The organism is Agrobacterium sp. ICMP 6402, from assembly GCF_009498615.1.
Lineage (GTDB): Bacteria > Pseudomonadota > Alphaproteobacteria > Rhizobiales > Rhizobiaceae > Agrobacterium > Agrobacterium burrii.
This window is the reverse complement of the sequence record NZ_QSNV01000002.1, coordinates 561,772-580,833: the sequence shown is the minus strand read 5'-3', so window position 1 is coordinate 580,833 and position 19,062 is coordinate 561,772. Positions and strand designations below refer to the sequence as shown.

Sequence of the window (19,062 nt, the reverse complement as noted above, 5' to 3'; positions counted from 1 at the left end):
AAGAAGCGAGGCGTCAATTGCGATAGTGCCGCAGATCAGCACAAAGACGGGCCTGCCAACGCGAAAATTTGTCCCGCACCAAAACCGGCCGGTTGCGGCGCGTTTTTCGACATGGTGGTGAGTGTTTCGATCTCCACCAGCCCGGATTGCGCCAGAAAATCGGTGAGAAGACCGCTGTCGCGCACGGCGTCGAGCCGGACAAGTTGCCCCTCCAGATCGGCAAAATGCCGCCTGACCAGCGCGATCGCATCCGCCTCGTCACCCGCAACGACCGGGCCGACAATATGGCCCCGCCCCGCCGCCCGGCGCAGTGCAAAGGCGACAAGACGGTCCGCCTCGAACAGGCCGTAACCGGCATTCTCCCGCAGCAGACGTTGCAGGACGCCCCGGCGCGAAACGCCGAAAGCTGCCTGATCCAGATCCTCCACGGCGGAAATTTGATCTTCCGAAAGCGGCTCGATCCGCTGTTTTCTGCCGAGCTGTGGCGTCTCTGTGGCGCAATGCGCCTTGCCCCGCAGGAGATGCACCTTTTCCGTATCTCCGGCAAAACCCAGCGAGGAAAAAAGTCGCCGCGACACCTCCGTTGCATTTAGCCGCAAGGCCGCGGCAGGATATTTTGCCGAAAGCTGCCGCACCAGCCAGGGTGCGACGCCCTGACCCTGCAGACGGGGAGAAACGATGACCATGCCAAGCGTCGCAAAATTCGGATCATAGGGAAAAAGCATGGCGGTTGCGACGACGCGGTCGATCTCGTCCAGTGCGGCAAGGCCGACGCCGCATTGCCTCAGGAAACACCATTCATTGGCGTGATAACGCCATCCGACAGCCATGGACAAGGCATGCAGATGATCGGCCTCCACATCGGCGATATCCACGGTCCGCAATTCGAAACTATCGACTTTGAGCAGCTCCATAGCAAACGGCTCTCATTCCCTCCGGCGCGGAACCTTGGAGTCCCGGCAGCCCAGCCCATGACATCCGAAGATAACCAGCCTCGCCAGCACGAATTTTCTGAAAGCACTGGAAGGACACAACAATCTACCGAAATCATCGGCATTTCAGCAGATAAACGCCGCCGGCCACTCTAAGCTTCTGCGATGAATAATCCGGCCAGCATAACGGCCGGTCAGTGGGGAAGACCTGTGGGGAAGACCATGAACGCAATCGAAATCCTTGAGCGTCTCGTCGCCTTCCCGTCCATCGTCGGAACCGCCAATGGCGATATTGCCGGATGGATTGCGGATTATCTGGAAAGCCACGGCGCGAAAATATCGTTGCTGCCGGGGCCGGAGGGCGACCGCGCCAATCTCTTCGCCACTTTTGGTCCAGCCGATCGCGCCGGTTATATCCTCTCCGGCCACATGGATGTGGTGCCGGCCGGTGAACCGGAATGGACCTCCGATCCGTTTACGCTCAGAACCGAAGGCGACCGGCTATACGGACGCGGCACCACAGACATGAAAGGTTTTCTCGCCACGGTTCTCGCCGCAGCACCGGCATTTTCGCGCATGTCGCTGAAACGACCGATACATATCGCCTTTTCCTATGACGAAGAAGCGGGCTGTCGCGGCGTTCCCCATCTCATCGCCAGATTGCCGGAGTTGTGCGCCCCGCCGGCAGGCGCGATCATCGGCGAGCCAAGCAATATGCGCGCCGTTCGCGCCCACAAGGGCAAGGCCGCAGCGCGCATCACGCTGCGTGGTCGGTCAGGCCACTCGTCGCGTCCAGATCAGGGGGTGAACGCCATTCACCTGATGACAGGCATCATGGCGAAAGCAGTCGACACCGCCGATGTGCTGACGCGGGGACCGTTCGAAGCGACCTTCGAACCGCCCTACTCCTCCTTGCAGATTGGCACGGTCAAAGGCGGGCAGGCAATCAACATCATCCCCGATCATTGCGCCATAGAACTGGAAGCGCGGGCAATTTCGAGCGTCTCCCCGCTCGCCCTGCTGGAGCCGGTACAAAGCGCCGTCGAAGCGCTTGCCGCAAAGGGCGTCGATATCGAATGGACACCGATGAGCGCTTACCCCGCGCTGTCGCTTCCAGCCGATGCACCGCTCGCCGTGCTTCTGGAGGAACTGACCGACACCCCCAACCTCGCAGCCGTCAGCTACGGCACGGAAGCCGGGCTTTTTCAGGCGGCGGGCATCGATGCCATCATCTGCGGGCCGGGCGATATCGGCCGCGCCCACAAACCGGACGAGTTCATTACGGCGGCTGAGCTTTCAGCCTGCCAATCGATGCTGGAAACGCTCGGCCACCGCTGCGCGGTTTAAAACTTCGGGACATATGGATTTCAGATGACCTTTCTCTTCAATTCCGACGCAAAACGCGGTGAAATCTTCCGGCAGGCCCTGGTCACAGAGTTTCCCAATCTGCCGTTTTCGATGGATGTTTCGAGCGTCGATCCCGATGCGGTGCGTTATCTCATCACCTGGACGGTGCCTGACGACATCGCCCGATATCGCAATCTCGAAGTGCTCTTTTCGATCGGCGCGGGTGTCGATCAGTTTCACATCGAGGCCATCCCGGAAACGGTGAAGGTCGTGCGCATGGTGGATGAGGGCATTATCCGCATGATGCAGGAATATGTCTGCCTCGGCGTGCTTGCCCTTCACCGCAACCTGCCGGTCTACTTGCAACAGCAGCGCCAGCAAGTGTGGAAAGCCCTGCCCCAGCGTCAGGCGGAGGAGTGCCGGGTGGGCATTCTCGGCCTCGGCATACTGGGCATTGCAGCATTGGAGCGGCTGAAACCTTTCGGTTTTCCACTGTCCGGCTGGAGCCGCTCGCCGCGCAAGATCGATGGCGTCACCTGTCATCATGGCGATGAGGGATTGGGCACCATCCTCTCCACCAGCGATATTCTGGTCTGCCTGCTGCCGCTGACCGATGAGACGACTGGACTTCTGAATGCCGAGCGTCTGAATTCGCTCCCCGAAGGCGCGGCTCTGGTTCACGCCGGGCGCGGCAAACAGCTCGACCATGACGCCCTCATCGACACCCTGGATAGCGGCAGGCTTTCAGGCGCCGTGATCGACGTCACCGATCCCGAACCCCTGCCGAAAGACCACCGTTTCTGGACGCATCCGAAAATTCTGCTGACGCCGCATATTGCCAGCGTCACCCAACCCCATTCCGCCGCCCGCACCGTCGTTGATAACATCAGACGATACGAAACCGGTCTCGAACCGCTCGGCCTCGTCGACCGCAGCCGCGGATATTGATCAGCCACCCATCTCTGAAAGGAAAATCCATGCCGCTTCTCAAGCCCATCGACACCAATCCCGATTTCGAGCCGAAGGCCTCCAAGGCCTTGCCGGAACGCCTCATCGCCGGCGATCCCTCGTTCAAGACCTGGGCGTTGGACGAAGCCCGCGACGGCACCGTAAAAACCGGCATCTGGGAAGCGACCCCAGGCGAAAGCCGCTCGATCAAGGGCGAAACCTTCGAGTTCTGCCATATTCTGGCCGGCGTCATCGAAATCACCCCTGATGGCGGCGAACCGCAGCGTTATACGGCAGGCGACAGCTTCGTCATGAAGCCGGGTTTCGTCGGCGTCTGGAAGACCATCGAGACGGTGCGCAAGATTTACGTCACAGTGAACGGATGAGGTGAAACCCGGCATTTTCGAAATCAGTCGCGGTCGCGGAAACCGCAAAAACACCACAGGCAGCGCATCGCCGAAGATTGCGCTGTCTGCCGGTGACAAAACGGGATTTTCGTTCACCGTCCCGGCCGCAGTCGGCCGATTTCGCTTGCCGGCAGGGAGTAGTTTTAAGGGCATATCCACAGAGGATTTCCCATGACGCTCAGCTTCGATCCAGACAGCCTATCCCTGCCGATCGGCCACTTCATCGGCGACCGGCTGATCACGGCTAAAAACGGCATCGACATGCATCGCCCGTCTGACGGCATCGAATATGCCGGCTGCCCGAAGGCGGATGCGGCGTTGGTGGACGAGGCGGTGCAAACCGCCAAGGCGGCGCTGAAAAGCAGCAACTGGGGCGGCGTGCGGCCGCGTGAACGCACCAAGGTTTTGCAACGCTGGGCCGACCTGATCGAAGCGGAAGCCGAAACATTGGCGAAAATCGAGGCGCTTTCCTCAACACGGCCGGTGGGCCACCTGATTGCCGGCGATATCGCCGTCACCGCCGAGCAAATCCGCTTCTTTGCCGAGTTTGCGGACAAGGAAGGCGGCGATCTGGTGCCGACCGATGATGCCAGTGTCGGTATGATCATGACTGAGCCCTATGGCGTCGTCGGCGCCATCACGCCGTGGAATTATCCTGTCTCCATGGCCGGCTGGAAGCTTGGCCCGGCCTTGGCCGCCGGCAATGCCGTGGTGCTCAAACCATCGGAAATGACGCCATTCTCCTGCGTTTTCATGGCGCAACTGGCCATCAAGGCCGGATTGCCGGCAGGTCTCATCAACATCGTTTTGGGTGATGGCGCGGTGACGGGCAACGCGATTACCGGACACCCTGACATTTCGAAAGTCAGCTTCACCGGCTCCACCGCCGCAGGCAGCGCCATTATGGCCAATGTCGCCCGCACCGGCATCAAGCCGATGACGCTGGAACTTGGCGGCAAAAGCCCGCAGCTGGTTTTTGCCGATGCGGATATCGAAAAGGCGGCGGCAGCGATTGCCGGCAATATTCTCTCCAATGCCGGGCAGGCCTGTGTGGCCGGTTCGCGCATCGTCGTCGAGGAAAGTGCGGCCGAGGCACTTTCGGCGGCGATCATCGCCCGCATGAAGGCCGTCAAGCCCGGCCCGACATGGGACGAGGCGACGCAATATTCGCCGATCATTTCCGACGTGCAGCGCAAGCGCATCGACAGCATCGTGCAGGCCGCCGTCGCCCATGGCGGCGAATGCCTGACGGGTGGTGCGAACATGGACGGACCCGGCTATTTCTACCAGCCGACGCTGATCGCCAATGTCGACCAGACCTCGCCTGCCGTTACCGAGGAAATCTTCGGACCGGTGCTGACGCTGCAAACCTTCCGCACGGAAGAGGAGGCGCTGGCGCTTGCCGATCATCCGACCTACGGTCTGGCGGCGGGTCTTTTCAGTCGGGATATTTCGCGTGTCCTGCGCCTGTCGCGCGCCATTCAGGCGGGAACGATCTGGGTCAATCGTTATGGCCGCTCGCGCGACCATATTTTGCCGACCGGCGGTTACAAACGCTCCGGCATCGGCAAGGATCTCGGACGGGAGGCCTATCTCGCCAACCGCAAGAGCAAAAGTGTCCTGATTGGACTGTAACAGGGGAAATGTCTTGAAAACGCATCGCATCGCACTCATTCCCGGAGACGGCATCGGCCAGAGCGTCACCGACGCGGCATGGCAGGTTCTCAACGCCGCTGCGAAAAGCACCGGCTTTGCGCTTGAAGGCACCGAATTCCCCTGGTCCTGCGCCTTCTACAAGGAAACCGGTGCGATGATGCCGAAGGACGGTATCGAGACCCTGCGCGGTTTCGACGCCATTCTGCTCGGCGCTGTCGGCTGGCCGGCGCAGGTGCCGGATTCGGTGTCGCTGCACGGCCTGCTGCTGCCGATCCGCAAGGCTTTCGTGCAATATGCCAATATCCGCCCGCACCGACTTCTGCCCGGCGTGCAGGGACCACTGAAAGCCGGTGGCTTCGACATTCTCTGCATCCGTGAAAATACCGAGGGTGAATATTCCGGTGCCGGCGGGCGCGTGCATCAGGGCACGGACGACGAAGTGGCCGTCGAAACCTCGATCTTCACCCGCAAGGGCGTGGAGCGCATTTTGCGCTTCGGTTTCGAGCAGGCACAGAAACGTCGCGGCAAACTCGCTTCCGTCACCAAGTCCAACGCCCAGAAATATTCGATGGTGTTCTGGGACGAGGTGACGCAAAAGCTCGCCGCGGAATATCCTGACGTCGAGGTTTCGAGCTACCATATCGACGCCATGGCAGCGCGCATGGTGATGGCCCCGGAAAGCCTCGATGTCGTGGTCGCCTCTAACCTGTTCGGCGATATTCTGACCGATCTGGGTGCCGCCATTCAGGGCGGCCTCGGTTTTGCCGCCTCCGCCAATATCAACCCAGACCGCAGCGCGCCGTCGATGTTCGAGCCGGTGCATGGTTCCGCCCCCGACATTGCCCATCTCGGCATCGCCAACCCGATTGCCGCAATCTGGTCCGGCGCGATGATGCTCGATCATCTCGGCGAACATGATGCGGCCGCGAAGATCATGGCGGCGCTCGAAAAGGCGACCGGCAAAGGCATCGGCACCATGCCGGGCCAGGACAAGACGGACGCCATTACTGCCGCAGTTCTCGCGGCGCTCGACTGATTTCGGAGACAGATGATGCAGGGTTTGAAGGACAAGGATCTCTTTCGCCAGACGGGCTTGATCGGCGGCGCATGGCAGGCGGCGGCATCGGGCAAGGTGGTCGACGTGATCGACCCGGCGACACAGGCAGTGATCGGCACGGTGCCTGACATGGGCGGCGCGGAAACCCGCGCAGCGATCGAAGCGGCCAACGCCGCCTTTGCGGCATGGAAGAAGAAAACCCATGCGGAGCGCGCAGCGCTTCTCGAAAAGTGGTTCGCGCTGATGATCGAGCATGTCGACGATCTCGGCCTGATCCTCACTATCGAACAGGGCAAGCCGCTGGACGAGGCGAAGGGCGAAATCCGCTACGGCGCGTCCTTCGTCAAATGGTTTGCGGAAGAGGCCCGGCGCATCAGCGGCGGCACCATTCCCTCGCCGACGCCGGATCGGCGGATCGTTATCCTCAAAGAGCCGGTCGGCGTCTGCGGCATCATCACGCCATGGAACTTCCCGAACGCCATGATCACCCGCAAGGTCGCGCCAGCACTTGCGGCCGGCTGCACCGTGGTCATCAAGCCTTCGGAATTCACGCCCTATTCGGCCTTGGCGCTTGGCGTTCTCGCCGAACGGGCCGGCATCCCCACCGGCGTCATCAACATCGTCACCGGCATGCCGACGGAGATCGGCAACGAAATCATGGCCAACGAGACGGTGCGGAAAATCTCCTTCACCGGCTCCACCCGCGTCGGTTCGCTTCTGATGCGTGGCGCTGCCGACAGCGTCAAGCGGCTATCGCTGGAACTCGGCGGCAACGCGCCCTTCATCGTGTTCGACGATGCCGATCTCGATCTCGCTATCGAAGGCGCGCTGGTTTCGAAATTCCGCAATGGCGGCCAGACTTGCGTTTGCGCCAACCGCATTCTCGTTCAGGCGAGCGTTTACGACGCCTTCGCGAAAAAACTGGCGGATCGCGTCGATGCCATGCGGGTCGGCCCAGGAACGGAAGCGGGCGTTGCCATCGGTCCGATGATCAACGAGCCTGCCATCACCAAGATCCGCGCCCATATCGATGACGCGATCTCCAAGGGCGCGAAGATCATCACCAAGCCGCATGATCTGCCTGATGGTCCGCAATATACAGCACCCGTGGTGCTGACCGGAGCGACCACGCAGATGCGTCTGGCAAGCGAAGAGACCTTCGGCCCCGTCGCGCCGCTCTTCCGTTTCGAGACCGAAGAGGAAGCCCTCGCCATCGCCAACGGCACGCCCTTCGGCCTTGCCGCCTATTTCTACACGGAGAGCCTCAAACGCGCCTGGCGTGTGGGCGAAGCGCTGGAATTCGGCATGGTCGGCCTCAACACCGGCGCGATCTCCACCGAAGTCGCCCCCTTCGGCGGCGTCAAGCAATCCGGCCTTGGCCGCGAAGGTGCGCAGGCCGGTATCGAAGAATATCTGGAAATCAAGACATTCCACATTGGCGGGCTTGCCTGAGCCCTTGTCTTTCTCCTCGCCTAAAGGGCCGCTCTGCGGCCCTTCTTTTTGCGCCAATGCCAACAAAAAAGCGGCCCGGAAGCCGCCCTTTCCTCCGTCGTCCTCGGGTCAAGCCCACTGCCTGTCCGGTTTAAATTTTCGATCACCGTCTATAATACTGATTTTTAATGCTGTTCAGACGTATCCCAACCTTCGGACACGAATGAAGTATGGGCGTCATCCGATGAATGGCAAACCGCGCCAAACACGCCGACGTCATCCTCGGGCCTGTCCCGAGGATCTGCAACGGCTTGATTTTGTTGACGTGTTTAGATCCTTGGGACAAGCCCGAGGATGACGTTGAGATGATGCGAAACGTTCGCCATCAACTTCAGCGCTCGATCACGCTCTCTACTGAAACCTGTCCAGCATCTTGTAATAATACCCCACCAGCGGCAGGAACCACGGCTTGCCGAAATGGCCCGGCACCGCCGGCCAGTCCAGCCCCTTCAGCGGGTTGTTGTCCGGCCGCCCCATGATGGCATCGGCCATGATCATGCCGAGATGGGTGGAGAGTTGCGCGCCGTGGCCGGAATAGCCCATGGCGTACCATACCCCGTCATGAAAACCGGCGCGTGGATAACGGTCCTTGGTCATATCGACCAGACCGCCCCAGCAATAATCGATCGGCACATGTGACAGCTGCGGGAAGATGCGGTGCAGACTTTCCGTCAGGATCGCGCCGCTCTTGGCATCCGAGCGCTGATCGGATGTCGCGGAGAAACGCGCGCGACCGCCGAAGATCAGCCGGTTATCCGGCGCGAGACGGAAATAATTGCCGATATTCATGGAGTTGACATAGGTGCGGTTGCCCGGAACCGATGCCTTGACTTCGGCATCCGTGAGCGGCCGCGTGGCGATGATGAAACTGCCGACCGCGATGATGCGGCGGCGGAAATAGCTGAAGCCGGAGGGTGTGTAGGCCCCGGTGGCCACCAGAACGTTGTCGGCCGTCACTTTGCCGCGTGTCGTTTCCAGCGTGTGGGTCTTGCCGTTCTGGATATGCTTCGTCACCGCCGCATTTTCGAAAATCACCGCGCCGTGGCGGCTGGCGGCTTCTGCAAGGCCGGCGACATAACGGCCCATATGCATCATGGCGCTTTTCTTCGACAGCATGCCGCCATAAAAGGGCGAGCCGATTTCCGCCTTGAGATCGGCGGCGGACAGAAGTGCGGTATCGGGATCGACCTCGGCATGCAGCGCCTCGAAATTCTTGGCCAGACCTTCGAAATGCTGCGGCTTGGAGGCAAGTTTCAGTTTGCCCGAACGGCGAAAGTTGCAATCGATGCCTTCCTCGGCAATCAGGGCTTCCAGCGTATCGACTGAATCATCCAGCGCCTTGTAGAGAGCGATGGCGCGCTCCTTGCCCAGTTCCGCCTTGGCGGAAAGATAGGAATGGGCAAGGCCATTGTTGAGATGCCCGCCATTGCGGCCGGAAGCGCCCCAGCCGACGCGTTGCCCTTCCAGAACGACGACGCGCGCACCGGCCTTGGCCAGTTGGCGCGCAGCACCCAGACCCGTGAAGCCGCCACCGATGACGGCCACATCATAGTGGCCCTCGACAGGACCCTGCGCCGCCCCCGCAAACAGGGGCGCGGTATCGTGCCAATAGGAGACGAGCTTCATGATCCAGTCCTTCCTTACAGTCCGACGACGCCCGCGAGACCGGAGATGTCGGCGATCTCGACGTAACCGTAATAGGGGTTGGCCGGCTCGTGGCCGCGATTGACCCAGACCTTGTTCTTGATGCCGAGATCATGGGCCGACATCAGATCGTAACGGAACGAGGAAGAAACGTGCAGCATATCTTCCGGGCCGCAGCCGAGCATATCGAACATATATTCGAAAGCCTGGAAGCGCGGCTTGTAGGCCTGCGCCTGCTCGGCGGTATACACCGCATGGAAGGGCGCACCGAGCTTTTCGACATTCGACATGATCTGCGAATTCATGGCGTTGGACAGGATGACCAGCGGAATTTCCTTCGCCACCTTGGCGAGACCCGCCGGCACATCCGCATGCGGACCCCAGGTCGGAACGCGCTCGTAAACGAAGGTCGCATCCTCATCCTTGAAAACCACACCATTGCGCTTGCAGCTGCGCGACAGAGAATTATGGACGACCTGCGCATAGGGCTTCCATGCGCCCATGATCTCATCCAGACGATAGGCCGAAAAATTCTTGATGAACTGCTGCATCTGCGCTTCGTCGAGGCGATCGCCGTAAAGATCGCGGGCGGCCTCGGCCATCTGGAAATTGATCAGCGTGCCGTAGCAATCGAAGGAAATGTATTTCGGGCGGAAGATGGTCATGTCGTCGTCATCCTTGCTTGGAGATCGGCCGTGCCGGAATGAATTGATCATAGAAAGCCTTTGCCCGGTCGGCGCACCGCAATTGCCATCAGTGGAAGCAGATTGTTGCGTATGCAGCCGCCAGTTTGGCAGAGAGTTGCGTTCACACCTCCGGCCCGTCACCGCCACGCCCCGTTTTACCTCCTGATGCGAATAAAGGGCGGCATAAGATGCGGCGGCGGGTAAAAGCAACAGTGAAACATATCGAACCTTGCCATTCGTCGGGACAATGTTCTTTTACCCCCGGTCTATCAATGAATGAGCAGAATAAACGGAGTTGGGCCATGCAAGCCAGCCTGATCGCTATCCAGAATTTCGAGCCTCAACATCTCGATGCCGCCGTCGAACTTTCCCGCCAGGCCGGCTGGCCACACCGCCGGGAAGACTGGGCGCTGGTCCTTTCCCTGAGCAAGGGCTTTATCGCTGTGGAAAACGGCCGTGTCGTCGGAACCGCGATGGCAACGCTTCTCGGCGACACCTGTGCCTCCGTCAACATGGTGATCGTGGATGAAACCATGCGCGGCAGGGGTCTCGGTCGCCAGTTGATGAACGCAGCCCTCGACGCCGCCGAAAATCGCGAATGTCGCCTGACCGCCACCGCCGATGGTCTTCCGCTTTACGAGAAGCTGGGATTTGCCGCCTGCGGCGACGTGCTCCAGCATCAGGGAATTCCGGTTGCGACCCATAAGCCAGCCGGTGTGGCGTGGGCGGAGACCATTGTTCCGGCCGAACTCGCCACCCTTGATGCGCAGGCTTTCGGCGCAGACCGCACGGCACTCTTTACGCAACTTGCCGACAGGGCGCGGTTCGCGGTCGTGAAAGAACAAGGCGTCATCACGGGTTTCGTGGGCCTGCGCGCCTTCGGTCGCGGCGAGGTCATCGGTCCGGTTGTGGCGGAAAATGCTGAAATCGCCCGGGATCTGATCGCTTTCGTGCTTTCCGAGCGCCCCGGCGCATTCCTGCGTGTGGACACCACAGCGGATACCGGTCTCGGCCCCTGGCTTGCCGAACAGGGTCTTGGTCATGTCGGCGGTGGCATCGCCATGCGCCGGGCCAAAGCCGAAATCCCTGCCGACAAAACACTGAAAACATTCGCATTGACCAGCCAGGCACTGGGCTGAATCTGGAGAGACCCATGTTAAGCAATTCACTGATCGAACTAGACCGAGCCCATCTGGTGCACCCCGTCTCTTCCTTCCGCGGCCATGAAAAGCTCGGTGTGCGCGTGCTGAAATCGGCAAAGGGCGCCACCATCACCGATATGACCGGCCATCAGCTGATCGATGGTTTTGCCGGTCTCTGGTGCGTCAATGCCGGTTACGGGCATGACAGCATCGTCGAGGCGGCGGCAAAGCAGATGCGCGAACTGCCCTATGCCACCGCCTATTTCGACATTGGCAGCGAACCGGCCATCCGGCTCGCCTCCGAGCTTGCCGACCGTGCGCCCGGCGATCTCAACCACGTCTATTTCACGCTTGGCGGTTCGGACGCGGTGGACAGCACCATCCGCTTCATTCGTTATTACTGGCATGCAAAGGGTGAGCCGCAACGTGACCAGTTCATTTCCATTGAACAGGGTTATCACGGCTCCACCACGGCCGGTTCGGGCCTCACCGCCCTGCCCGCTTTTCATGCCGGTTTTGGCGTGCCTTACGACTGGCAGCATAAAATCCCGTCGCATTATGCCTACCGTAACCCGGTCGGCAGCGACCCGGCCGCCATCATCGCTTCCTCCCTGCAAATTCTGAAGGACAAGATCGAGACTATTGGACCGGATCGGGTTGCAGCCTTTTATGCCGAACCCATTCAGGGCTCGGGCGGTGTTCTGGTGCCGCCACCGGGCTGGATCAAGGCAATGCGCGAACTCTGCCGCTCCTATGGCATCCTGTTCGTCGCTGACGAAGTCATCACCGCCTTTGGCCGCACCGGACCGCTGTTTGCCTGTGCCGACGAGGATATCGTGCCGGACTTCATCACTGCCGCAAAGGGTCTGACATCGGGTTATGTTCCAATGGGCGCGGTCTTCATGGCCGATCATGTTTATGATACAATTGCCGACTTCGCAGGCGATGCGGCCGTCGGGCACGGCTATACCTATTCCGCCCACCCCGTCAGCGCCGCCGTCGGGCTGGAAGTGCTGAAACTCTACGAGGGCGGGCTGCTGGAAAATGGTCGCCGCGCCGGGGCGCGATTGATGGCCGGGCTGGAGAGCCTTCGAGCCCACCCGCTGGTTGGCGATGTGCGCGGTCGCGGCATGCTCGCCGCCGTCGAGCTTGTGACCGACAAGGACAAGAAAACCCCGCTGCCGGCAGCGGCGGCCCCTGCACGCAAGGTTTTCGACCGCGCCTGGGAAAACGGGCTTGTCGTGCGCGCCTTCGCAAACGGCATACTGGGCTACGCACCGCCGCTTTGCTGCACCGATAGCGAGATCGACGCCATTGTCGAGCGGACACTGAAAACCCTCGACCAGACGCTCGAAGACCCCGCCGTGCGGGCAGCGATGGCCTGAAGCGGCAACCCGGCTGTGTCGCGACACCTTCTCTAAATGTCGCGACGCACCGCATATTCGCAATATTCTGCCGAAGAGCCGATCCATTTCGGCGAATACGGCGTGCGGGAAGTGCCAAACTATCCTTAGAAAAAGCACGAAACGCCATGAAAACCGGCGTTTTCAAAAATGGGAACGGGACAAGGATCCCGTCCGGGAACAAAATAAAATGCCGCAGTCTCCCCCAAGAGGACGAGGCGGCAGAGCGGAGACCGACATTGCCCAAAAACCTGAACGACTTCAAATATATGAGCTTCGACGTGGTGGGAACTCTCATCGATTTCGAAGGCGGCATGAAATCGACCCTGATGCAGATCGGTGCTGAAAACGGCGTCGAGGTCGACGGTGAAAAAGCGCTGGGCCTTTACCGCGCGGCGCGTTACTCCGATGCGACCGACCTGTTTCCGGATGACCTCGTCCGAGTGTATCTCATCATCGCTCCGGAACTGGGCTTGCCGGCCGAACGCGCGCTTGGCGAGCGGCTGCGCGATGCTGCCAAGAACTGGAAGGGTTTCGAAGACAGCCGTGCCGCCATGGCGCAGCTTGCAAAGACCCATCGCCTCATTGCCATGACCAATGCCCAGCGCTGGGCCTTCGAATATTTCGCCAGCGAACTCGGCAACCCATTTCATGCCGCTTTCACCGCCGATGATACCGGCACGGAAAAGCCGGACCCGGCATTTTTCGAGAAGGTTTTCGCCTTCGTCGAGAGTGAAGGGGCATCAAAGGACGACATTCTGCATGTCGCGCAAAGCCAGTACCACGATATCGGCATTTCCCGGAAACTCGGGATGACCAATTGCTGGATCGAGCGGCGTCACGCCCAGCAGGGATATGGCGGCACGATCGAGCCGGAAAACTTTACCCAACCGGACTATCACTTCACCTCCATGGCCGGCCTTGCCGAGGCCGTGAAACAAACCGGCGGCTGAACCGCCTTTGCCAAGGGCGTGGCGCGAACTGGGACGCGACATGCCGGACATTTCTGCAGACGCATTTTAACAAATCATACAAAAGGGGAAGACCATGAGTGACAGGATTACAAACTGGACCCGCTCCGACGATGCCGCCGTTGAACAGGCCATCCGTCGCGGCGCGACGCGGCGAGAACTGCTTCACATGATGCTGGCGGGCGGCGTCGCCCTTTCCGCCGGTTCGGCCATTCTCGGCCGCGCCTCGCAGGCCGTGGCGGCCACCCCCGTTTCAGGCGGTACGCTGAAAGCCGCCGGCTGGTCCTCCTCCACGGCCGATACGCTCGACCCTGCAAAAGCCTCGCTTTCCACGGACTATGTCCGCTGCTGCGCCCTATATAACCGGCTGAGCTTCCTCGATGCTTCCGGCACGCCGCAGATGGAACTGGCCGAATCCATCGAAACGAAGGACGCCAAGACCTGGACCGTGAAGCTGCGTTCCGGCGTCACCTTCCATGACGGCAAGGCGCTGACCGCAGACGATGTGGTTTACTCGCTGAAGCGCCACCTCGATCCGGCCGTTGGCTCCAAGGTCGCCAAGATCGCCGCCCAGATGACCGGCTTCAAGGCTCTCGACAAAAGCACCGTCGAGATCACACTGGCAAATGCGAATGCCGACCTGCCGGCCATTCTGGCCCTGCACCATTTCATGATCGTTGCCGACGGCACCACGGATTTCTCCAAGGGCAACGGCACCGGCGCCTTCAAGCTCGAGACGTTCGAGCCGGGTGTGCGCTCGATCATGGCCAAGAACGCCAATTACTGGAAGTCCGGCGGGCCGCACATCGACAGTTTCGAATTCATGGCGATTTCCGACGACAATGCCCGCGTCAACGCCCTTATTTCCGGCGATATCCAGCTTGCAGCAGCCATCAACCCACGTGCGCTGCGCCTGCTCGACAAGCAGGAAGGCGTCGTGCTGTCCAAGACGACCTCCGGCAACTATACCAACCTCAACATGCGGCTGGATCAGTCGCCGGGCAACAATGCCGATTTCGTCGCCGGCATGAAGTCGATCGTCAATCGTGAGCAGATCGTCAAGGCGGCGCTGCGCGGCCTTGGCGAAGTCGGCAACGACCAGCCGGTGCCGCCGATGAACCCCTATCACAATCCGGACCTGAAGCCGAAAGCCTTCGACCCGGATAAGGCGAAATTCCACTTCGAAAAGGCAGGTCTCATCGGCCAGTCCATTCCGGTCATCGCATCGGATGCGGCAGCCTCTTCTGTCGATATGGCGATGATTATCCAGGCCTCCGCCGCCGAAATCGGCGTCAAGCTGGATGTGCAGCGCGTTCCCTCGGATGGTTACTGGAGCAATTACTGGCTGAAGGCGCCGGTTCACTTCGGCAACATCAATCCGCGCCCGACGCCGGACATCCTGTTCTCGCTGCTTTACGCCTCCGACGCGCCGTGGAACGAAAGCCAGTACAAGTCGCCGAAGTTCGACAAGATGATGCTCGAAGCACGCGGCATGCTCGACCTCGAAAAGCGCAAGCAGATCTACTTCGAACTGGAAACGATGATCGCCGACGAAGCCGGCACCATCATTCCCGCCTATATTTCGAATGTCGATGCCATCTCCTCAAAGCTCAAGGGCCTGGAAGCCAATCCGCTCGGCGGCATGATGGGTTACGCCTTTGCGGAATACGTATGGCTCGAAGCCTGATAGACCATGGGCCGGGCGCGCAAATGCGTCCGGCAACCTTTCCGCCAGCGCGGAAAGCCTCTTTGTCGGTCGCAGGAGCATGTCAATGAACAGCCGGATATTGTCCCTTATCGCCAGGCGGCTGGTCGTCATGCTGACGACCCTGCTTATCGTGTCATTTCTCGTCTTTTCCGCCACCAGCCTGCTGCCCGGTGATACGGCGACGATCCTGCTTGGCCAGGCGGCGACGCCGGAGGCCGTGGCCGGCCTGCGCACCGCCATGCATCTCGACGACCCGGCGCTTTTGCGGTTCGTTCGCTGGCTCTTCGGCCTTCTGCACGGCGAACTCGGCACATCCTATGCCAACAACATGGCGATCGCTGATCTAATCGGCCCGCGTTTCGTCAACTCCATGAAGCTTGCCGGCATCACCACCGTCATCGCCGTGCCGCTGGCGCTGACGCTAGGCATCAGCTCCGCCATGCTGCGCGGAACGCTTTACGACCGCGTCGTCACGGTGCTGACCATCGGCGTCATCTCCGTGCCGGAATTCATGATCGCGACGCTCGCCGTCTTGGTTTTCGCCGTTTATCTGAAGTGGTTGCCAGCCCTGTCGCTGGTTAGCGAGGTTCATACCCTGTTCGATGTGCTGCGCGTTTACGCGATGCCGGTCATCACCCTCACCTTTGTCGTGTCGGCACAGATGATCCGCATGAGCCGCGCCGCAGTGATCGAGACGCTCGATACGCCCTATGTCGAAATGGCGCTGTTAAAGGGCGCGCCGCGCATGCGCATCGTGTTGCGCCACGCGCTTCCCAATGCGCTCGGCCCCATCGTCAATGCCGTGGCCCTGTCGCTCTCCTATCTCGTCGGCGGTGTTATCATCGTTGAAACCATCTTCAACTATCCCGGCATCGCCAAGCTGATGGTCGATGGCGTCGCGACCCGCGACCTGCCGCTGATCCAGAGCTGCGCGATGATTTTCTGCGTGGGTTATCTCCTCCTCATCACCACGGCTGACATCATCGCCATCATGTCCAATCCGAGGCTGCGCTGATGACCGATCATATCAAAACAACGTCGGGGACCTCGCGTTTGGGTTACAAGATCAACGCAGTCGGCGTTTTCGGCTTTCTCGTTATTTTTCTCTGGGCGATGGTGGCGATCTTCGCGCCCTATCTCATTCCCCATCCGGTTGGTGAAATCGTCGACTTCGATTATTTCGGCCCCATGACCTCCGATCTCTGGCTCGGTTCCGATTATCTCGGCCGCGACGTGTTTTCCCGCATTCTCATGGGCGCACGTTTCACCGTCGGCATCTCGCTTGCCGCAGTCACGATCGCCTGCGTGTCCGGTGTCGTTCTCGGCATGTGTGCCGCCGTGGTCGGCGGCTGGTTTGATGCGGCCCTCAGCCGCTTTCTCGATGCGGTAAACTCCATTCCGAGCAAGCTTTTCGGGCTTGTGGTCGTCGCCGCCGTCGGTTCCTCCATCCCCGTACTCATTGCCACCCTGTCGGTCATCTATACGCCGGGGGCCTATCGTTTCGCCCGGGCGCTCGCCGTCAACGTCAACACCATGGATTTCGTCACCGTCGCCCGCGTGCGCGGCGAAAGCCTGTTCTACCTCGTCGGCTCGGAAATCCTGCCGAACATCATCCGCCCCGTACTCGCCGATCTCGGCGTGCGTTTCGTATTCATCGTGTTGCTTCTGTCGGGCCTCTCCTTCCTCGGCCTCGGCTTGCAGCCGCCGAATGCCGACTGGGGTGCGCTGGTGCGTGAAAACATCGGCGGCCTGCCCTTTGCCGCGCCGGCCGTGATCTTCCCGTCGCTGGCGATTGCCAGCCTGACGATCAGCGTCAATCTGCTGATCGACAATCTGCCGCAGAAAATCCGCGACAGGAGCGAATAATGACCAATCTCGTTGAAATCCGCGGACTGAAAGTCGAGGCCACCACCGATTCTGGCCGCCGCATCGACATCATCAAGGGCGTCGATATCGATATCGCCCAGGGCGAAATCGTTGCACTGATCGGCGAAAGCGGCTCCGGCAAGACCACCATCGCGCTAACCCTGATGGGATATGCCCGGCCGGGCTGCCGCATTTCCGGCGGCAGCGTCACCGTGGCAGGCCGCGACATGGTGCAGCTTTCCGAAGCCGAGCGCGCCAAAGTGCGCGGCACGAAAATATCCTATGTGCCGCAGAGTGCGGCCGCCGCATTCAACCCGGCGCAGAAAATCATTGATCAGGTCATCGAAGTCACCCGCATCCACCACCTTATGCCGCCTCAGGAGGCGCGTAAAAAAGCGGTTGAGCTTTTCAAGGCATTGTCACTGCCCAATCCGGAAACCATCGGCGAGCGATACCCGCATCAGGTTTCCGGCGGCCAGCTGCAGCGCCTCTCCGCCGCCATGGCGCTGATCGGCAATCCTCAACTGGTAATCTTCGACGAACCGACGACCGCACTTGACGTGACGACACAGATCGAGGTTCTGCGTGCCTTCAAATCGGCGATGCGCAAGGGCGGCATCGGCGGCGTCTATGTTTCGCACGACCTTGCCGTCGTTGCCCAGATCGCCGACCGGATCGTCGTGCTGAAAGGCGGCGAGGTTCAGGAAACCGGCACGACCAAGGATATTCTGGAGAACGCCCAACATCCCTATACCCGCGAATTGTTGACCGCTTTTAACGACAAGGTGCGCGTCGTGACACCGCTCAGGCAAAGTGAGGCGACACCGCTCCTTAATATTGATCAGCTGATCGCCGGTTATGGCACGAAAGGCGACGACCGGATGCCGCTGGTGCGTGCGGTGGATTCCGTCAGCCTTGCGGTCTATCCCGGCCGCAATCTCGGCATCATCGGCGAATCCGGCTGCGGAAAATCGACGCTGGCGCGCGCCATTGCCGGCATTCTGCCCGCCGCGAGCGGTCACGTCGTCTTCGAGGGGCATGAACTCAACGTCGATGCCCGGCGTCGGACCAGCGACCAGCTGCGCCGCATGCAGATCGTGTTCCAATATGCCGATACCGCGCTCAATCCGGCAAAACCCATCGAAGATATTCTCGGCCGGCCGCTGACCTTTTATCACGGCATGAAAGGCAAGGCCCGCGATGCGCGGATCGACCAGCTGCTCGATATGGTGAAGCTACCGCGCTCGGTCCGCCACCGCCATCCCTCCGGCCTTTCCGGAGGGCAGAAGCAGCGCGTCAATTTCGCCCGCGCGCTTGCGGCCGAACCATCACTCATCATCTGCGATGAAATCACCTCGGCGCTCGATACGGTCGTCGCAGCCGCGATCATAGATCTGCTCGGAGAATTGCAGCGGGAGCTTGGCCTTTCTTACATCTTCATCAGCCACGATCTTTCGGTGGTTGAAACAATCTGCGACGAAATCGTCGTGATGTATGGCGGCCAGAAAGTGGAGCATCTGGAAACCGAAGCAATCAAATCGCCCACCCATCCCTATTCGAAGCTGCTGTTCTCCTCAGTGCCGAAACTTGACCCGACATGGCTCGACAATCTTCAGCAGGATGCGGAGTTGGTACGGGCGTTCTCCAAGAGGTGAGCCATTGCATCGAAGTTCAGGGCGAAGAGTATAAATATTCCTGCGTCATCCTTGGGCTTGTCCCAAGGATCTAAACACGTCAATAAAATCAATTGGTTGCAGATCCTCTGGACAAGCCCGAGGATGATGTCGAGTGTGAGGCGACCTGC

General features: G+C 60.4%; 16 protein-coding genes. 13 read left to right on the top strand and 3 right to left on the bottom strand.

The features are described 5' to 3' along the window. Positions 1–35 precede the first annotated feature (35 nt). Entirely contained in the window at positions 36–914 is an 879-nt protein-coding gene (locus DXT96_RS10865) for a GNAT family N-acetyltransferase (protein ID WP_153514691.1), read from the bottom strand. Between the two features lie 240 nt (positions 915–1,154). Here DXT96_RS10865 and argE point away from each other — a divergent pair, with 240 nt between their 5' ends. The 6 genes from argE to DXT96_RS10835 all read left to right on the top strand — a co-directional run bounded on the left by argE (position 1,155) and on the right by DXT96_RS10835 (position 7,799). After that, entirely contained in the window at positions 1,155–2,279 is a 1,125-nt protein-coding gene (gene argE / locus DXT96_RS10860) for an acetylornithine deacetylase (RefSeq protein ID WP_153514689.1), read from the top strand. Between the two features lie 24 nt (positions 2,280–2,303). Beyond that, the gene (locus DXT96_RS10855) at positions 2,304–3,227 is read left to right on the top strand and encodes a glyoxylate/hydroxypyruvate reductase A (RefSeq protein ID WP_153514688.1); all 924 of its coding nucleotides are present in this window, start codon (positions 2,304–2,306) and stop codon (positions 3,225–3,227) included. Positions 3,228–3,256: 29 nt separating this feature from the next. Further along, a complete protein-coding gene (locus DXT96_RS10850; RefSeq protein WP_004438300.1) occupies positions 3,257–3,613 on the top strand; it encodes a cupin domain-containing protein in 357 nt (118 codons plus the stop codon). Positions 3,614–3,805: 192 nt separating this feature from the next. After that, entirely contained in the window at positions 3,806–5,269 is a 1,464-nt protein-coding gene (locus DXT96_RS10845; RefSeq protein WP_153514686.1) for an aldehyde dehydrogenase, read from the top strand. Between the two features lie 13 nt (positions 5,270–5,282). Beyond that, positions 5,283–6,326 carry a tartrate dehydrogenase gene (locus DXT96_RS10840; protein ID WP_153514684.1) on the top strand — a complete coding sequence of 348 codons (1,044 nt, stop codon included), beginning with the start codon at positions 5,283–5,285 and terminating at the stop codon, positions 6,324–6,326. Positions 6,327–6,341: 15 nt separating this feature from the next. Next, a complete protein-coding gene (locus DXT96_RS10835; RefSeq protein ID WP_153514856.1) occupies positions 6,342–7,799 on the top strand; it encodes an NAD-dependent succinate-semialdehyde dehydrogenase in 1,458 nt (485 codons plus the stop codon). 390 nt (positions 7,800–8,189) lie between these two features. On the opposite strand, the gene DXT96_RS10830 is transcribed toward DXT96_RS10835, so the two are convergent. Next, positions 8,190–9,464, bottom strand: coding sequence for an FAD-binding oxidoreductase (locus DXT96_RS10830; RefSeq protein ID WP_153514683.1), 1,275 nt, complete (start codon positions 9,462–9,464; stop codon positions 8,190–8,192). Between the two features lie 14 nt (positions 9,465–9,478). Continuing rightward, positions 9,479–10,147: a haloacid dehalogenase type II gene (locus DXT96_RS10825; protein ID WP_153514682.1), complete on the bottom strand. Its 669-nt coding sequence runs from the start codon at positions 10,145–10,147 to the stop codon at positions 9,479–9,481. 323 nt (positions 10,148–10,470) lie between these two features. On the opposite strand from DXT96_RS10825, the gene DXT96_RS10820 reads away from it, so the two are divergent. The 7 genes from DXT96_RS10820 to DXT96_RS10790 all read left to right on the top strand — a co-directional run bounded on the left by DXT96_RS10820 (position 10,471) and on the right by DXT96_RS10790 (position 18,913). Further along, entirely contained in the window at positions 10,471–11,307 is an 837-nt protein-coding gene (locus tag DXT96_RS10820; RefSeq protein WP_153514680.1) for a GNAT family N-acetyltransferase, read from the top strand. 14 nt (positions 11,308–11,321) lie between these two features. After that, positions 11,322–12,695, top strand: coding sequence for an aspartate aminotransferase family protein (locus DXT96_RS10815; RefSeq protein WP_153514678.1), 1,374 nt, complete (start codon positions 11,322–11,324; stop codon positions 12,693–12,695). A 257-nt stretch (positions 12,696–12,952) separates the two neighbouring features. Further along, complete coding sequence (locus tag DXT96_RS10810; protein WP_174373690.1) at positions 12,953–13,666, top strand: HAD-IA family hydrolase; 714 nt, start codon at positions 12,953–12,955, stop codon at positions 13,664–13,666. Between the two features lie 94 nt (positions 13,667–13,760). Then, positions 13,761–15,371: an ABC transporter substrate-binding protein gene (locus DXT96_RS10805; RefSeq protein ID WP_153514674.1), complete on the top strand. Its 1,611-nt coding sequence runs from the start codon at positions 13,761–13,763 to the stop codon at positions 15,369–15,371. 85 nt (positions 15,372–15,456) lie between these two features. Continuing rightward, positions 15,457–16,407, top strand: coding sequence for an ABC transporter permease (locus tag DXT96_RS10800; protein WP_153514672.1), 951 nt, complete (start codon positions 15,457–15,459; stop codon positions 16,405–16,407). Next, positions 16,407–17,258 (top strand): ABC transporter permease, encoded by an 852-nt coding sequence (locus tag DXT96_RS10795; protein ID WP_153514670.1) that lies wholly within the window; start codon positions 16,407–16,409, stop codon positions 17,256–17,258. The genes DXT96_RS10800 and DXT96_RS10795 overlap by 1 nt, the downstream gene beginning before the upstream one ends. Continuing rightward, the gene (locus tag DXT96_RS10790) at positions 17,258–18,913 is read left to right on the top strand and encodes an ABC transporter ATP-binding protein (RefSeq protein ID WP_153514668.1); all 1,656 of its coding nucleotides are present in this window, start codon (positions 17,258–17,260) and stop codon (positions 18,911–18,913) included. Before DXT96_RS10795 ends, DXT96_RS10790 begins: the two co-directional genes overlap by 1 nt. The last annotated feature ends 149 nt before the right edge of the window (positions 18,914–19,062 follow it).

Bases quoted from the DNA above. Each gene is read 5' to 3' on its own strand.
- DXT96_RS10845 (WP_153514686.1), top strand. From the start codon at position 3,806: ATGACGCTCAGCTTCGATCCAGACAGCCTATCCCTGCCGATCGGCCAC.
- DXT96_RS10795 (WP_153514670.1), top strand. From the start codon at position 16,407: ATGACCGATCATATCAAAACAACGTCGGGGACCTCGCGTTTGGGTTAC.
- DXT96_RS10855 (WP_153514688.1), top strand. From the start codon at position 2,304: ATGACCTTTCTCTTCAATTCCGACGCAAAACGCGGTGAAATCTTCCGG.
- DXT96_RS10850 (WP_004438300.1), top strand. From the start codon at position 3,257: ATGCCGCTTCTCAAGCCCATCGACACCAATCCCGATTTCGAGCCGAAG.
- DXT96_RS10830 (WP_153514683.1), bottom strand. From the start codon at position 9,464: ATGAAGCTCGTCTCCTATTGGCACGATACCGCGCCCCTGTTTGCGGGG.
- DXT96_RS10835 (WP_153514856.1), top strand. From the start codon at position 6,342: ATGCAGGGTTTGAAGGACAAGGATCTCTTTCGCCAGACGGGCTTGATC.
- DXT96_RS10820 (WP_153514680.1), top strand. From the start codon at position 10,471: ATGCAAGCCAGCCTGATCGCTATCCAGAATTTCGAGCCTCAACATCTC.
- DXT96_RS10800 (WP_153514672.1), top strand. From the start codon at position 15,457: ATGAACAGCCGGATATTGTCCCTTATCGCCAGGCGGCTGGTCGTCATG.
- DXT96_RS10805 (WP_153514674.1), top strand. From the start codon at position 13,761: ATGAGTGACAGGATTACAAACTGGACCCGCTCCGACGATGCCGCCGTT.
- DXT96_RS10790 (WP_153514668.1), top strand. From the start codon at position 17,258: ATGACCAATCTCGTTGAAATCCGCGGACTGAAAGTCGAGGCCACCACC.
- DXT96_RS10865 (WP_153514691.1), bottom strand. From the start codon at position 914: ATGGAGCTGCTCAAAGTCGATAGTTTCGAATTGCGGACCGTGGATATC.
- DXT96_RS10825 (WP_153514682.1), bottom strand. From the start codon at position 10,147: ATGACCATCTTCCGCCCGAAATACATTTCCTTCGATTGCTACGGCACG.
- argE (WP_153514689.1), top strand. From the start codon at position 1,155: ATGAACGCAATCGAAATCCTTGAGCGTCTCGTCGCCTTCCCGTCCATC.
- DXT96_RS10815 (WP_153514678.1), top strand. From the start codon at position 11,322: ATGTTAAGCAATTCACTGATCGAACTAGACCGAGCCCATCTGGTGCAC.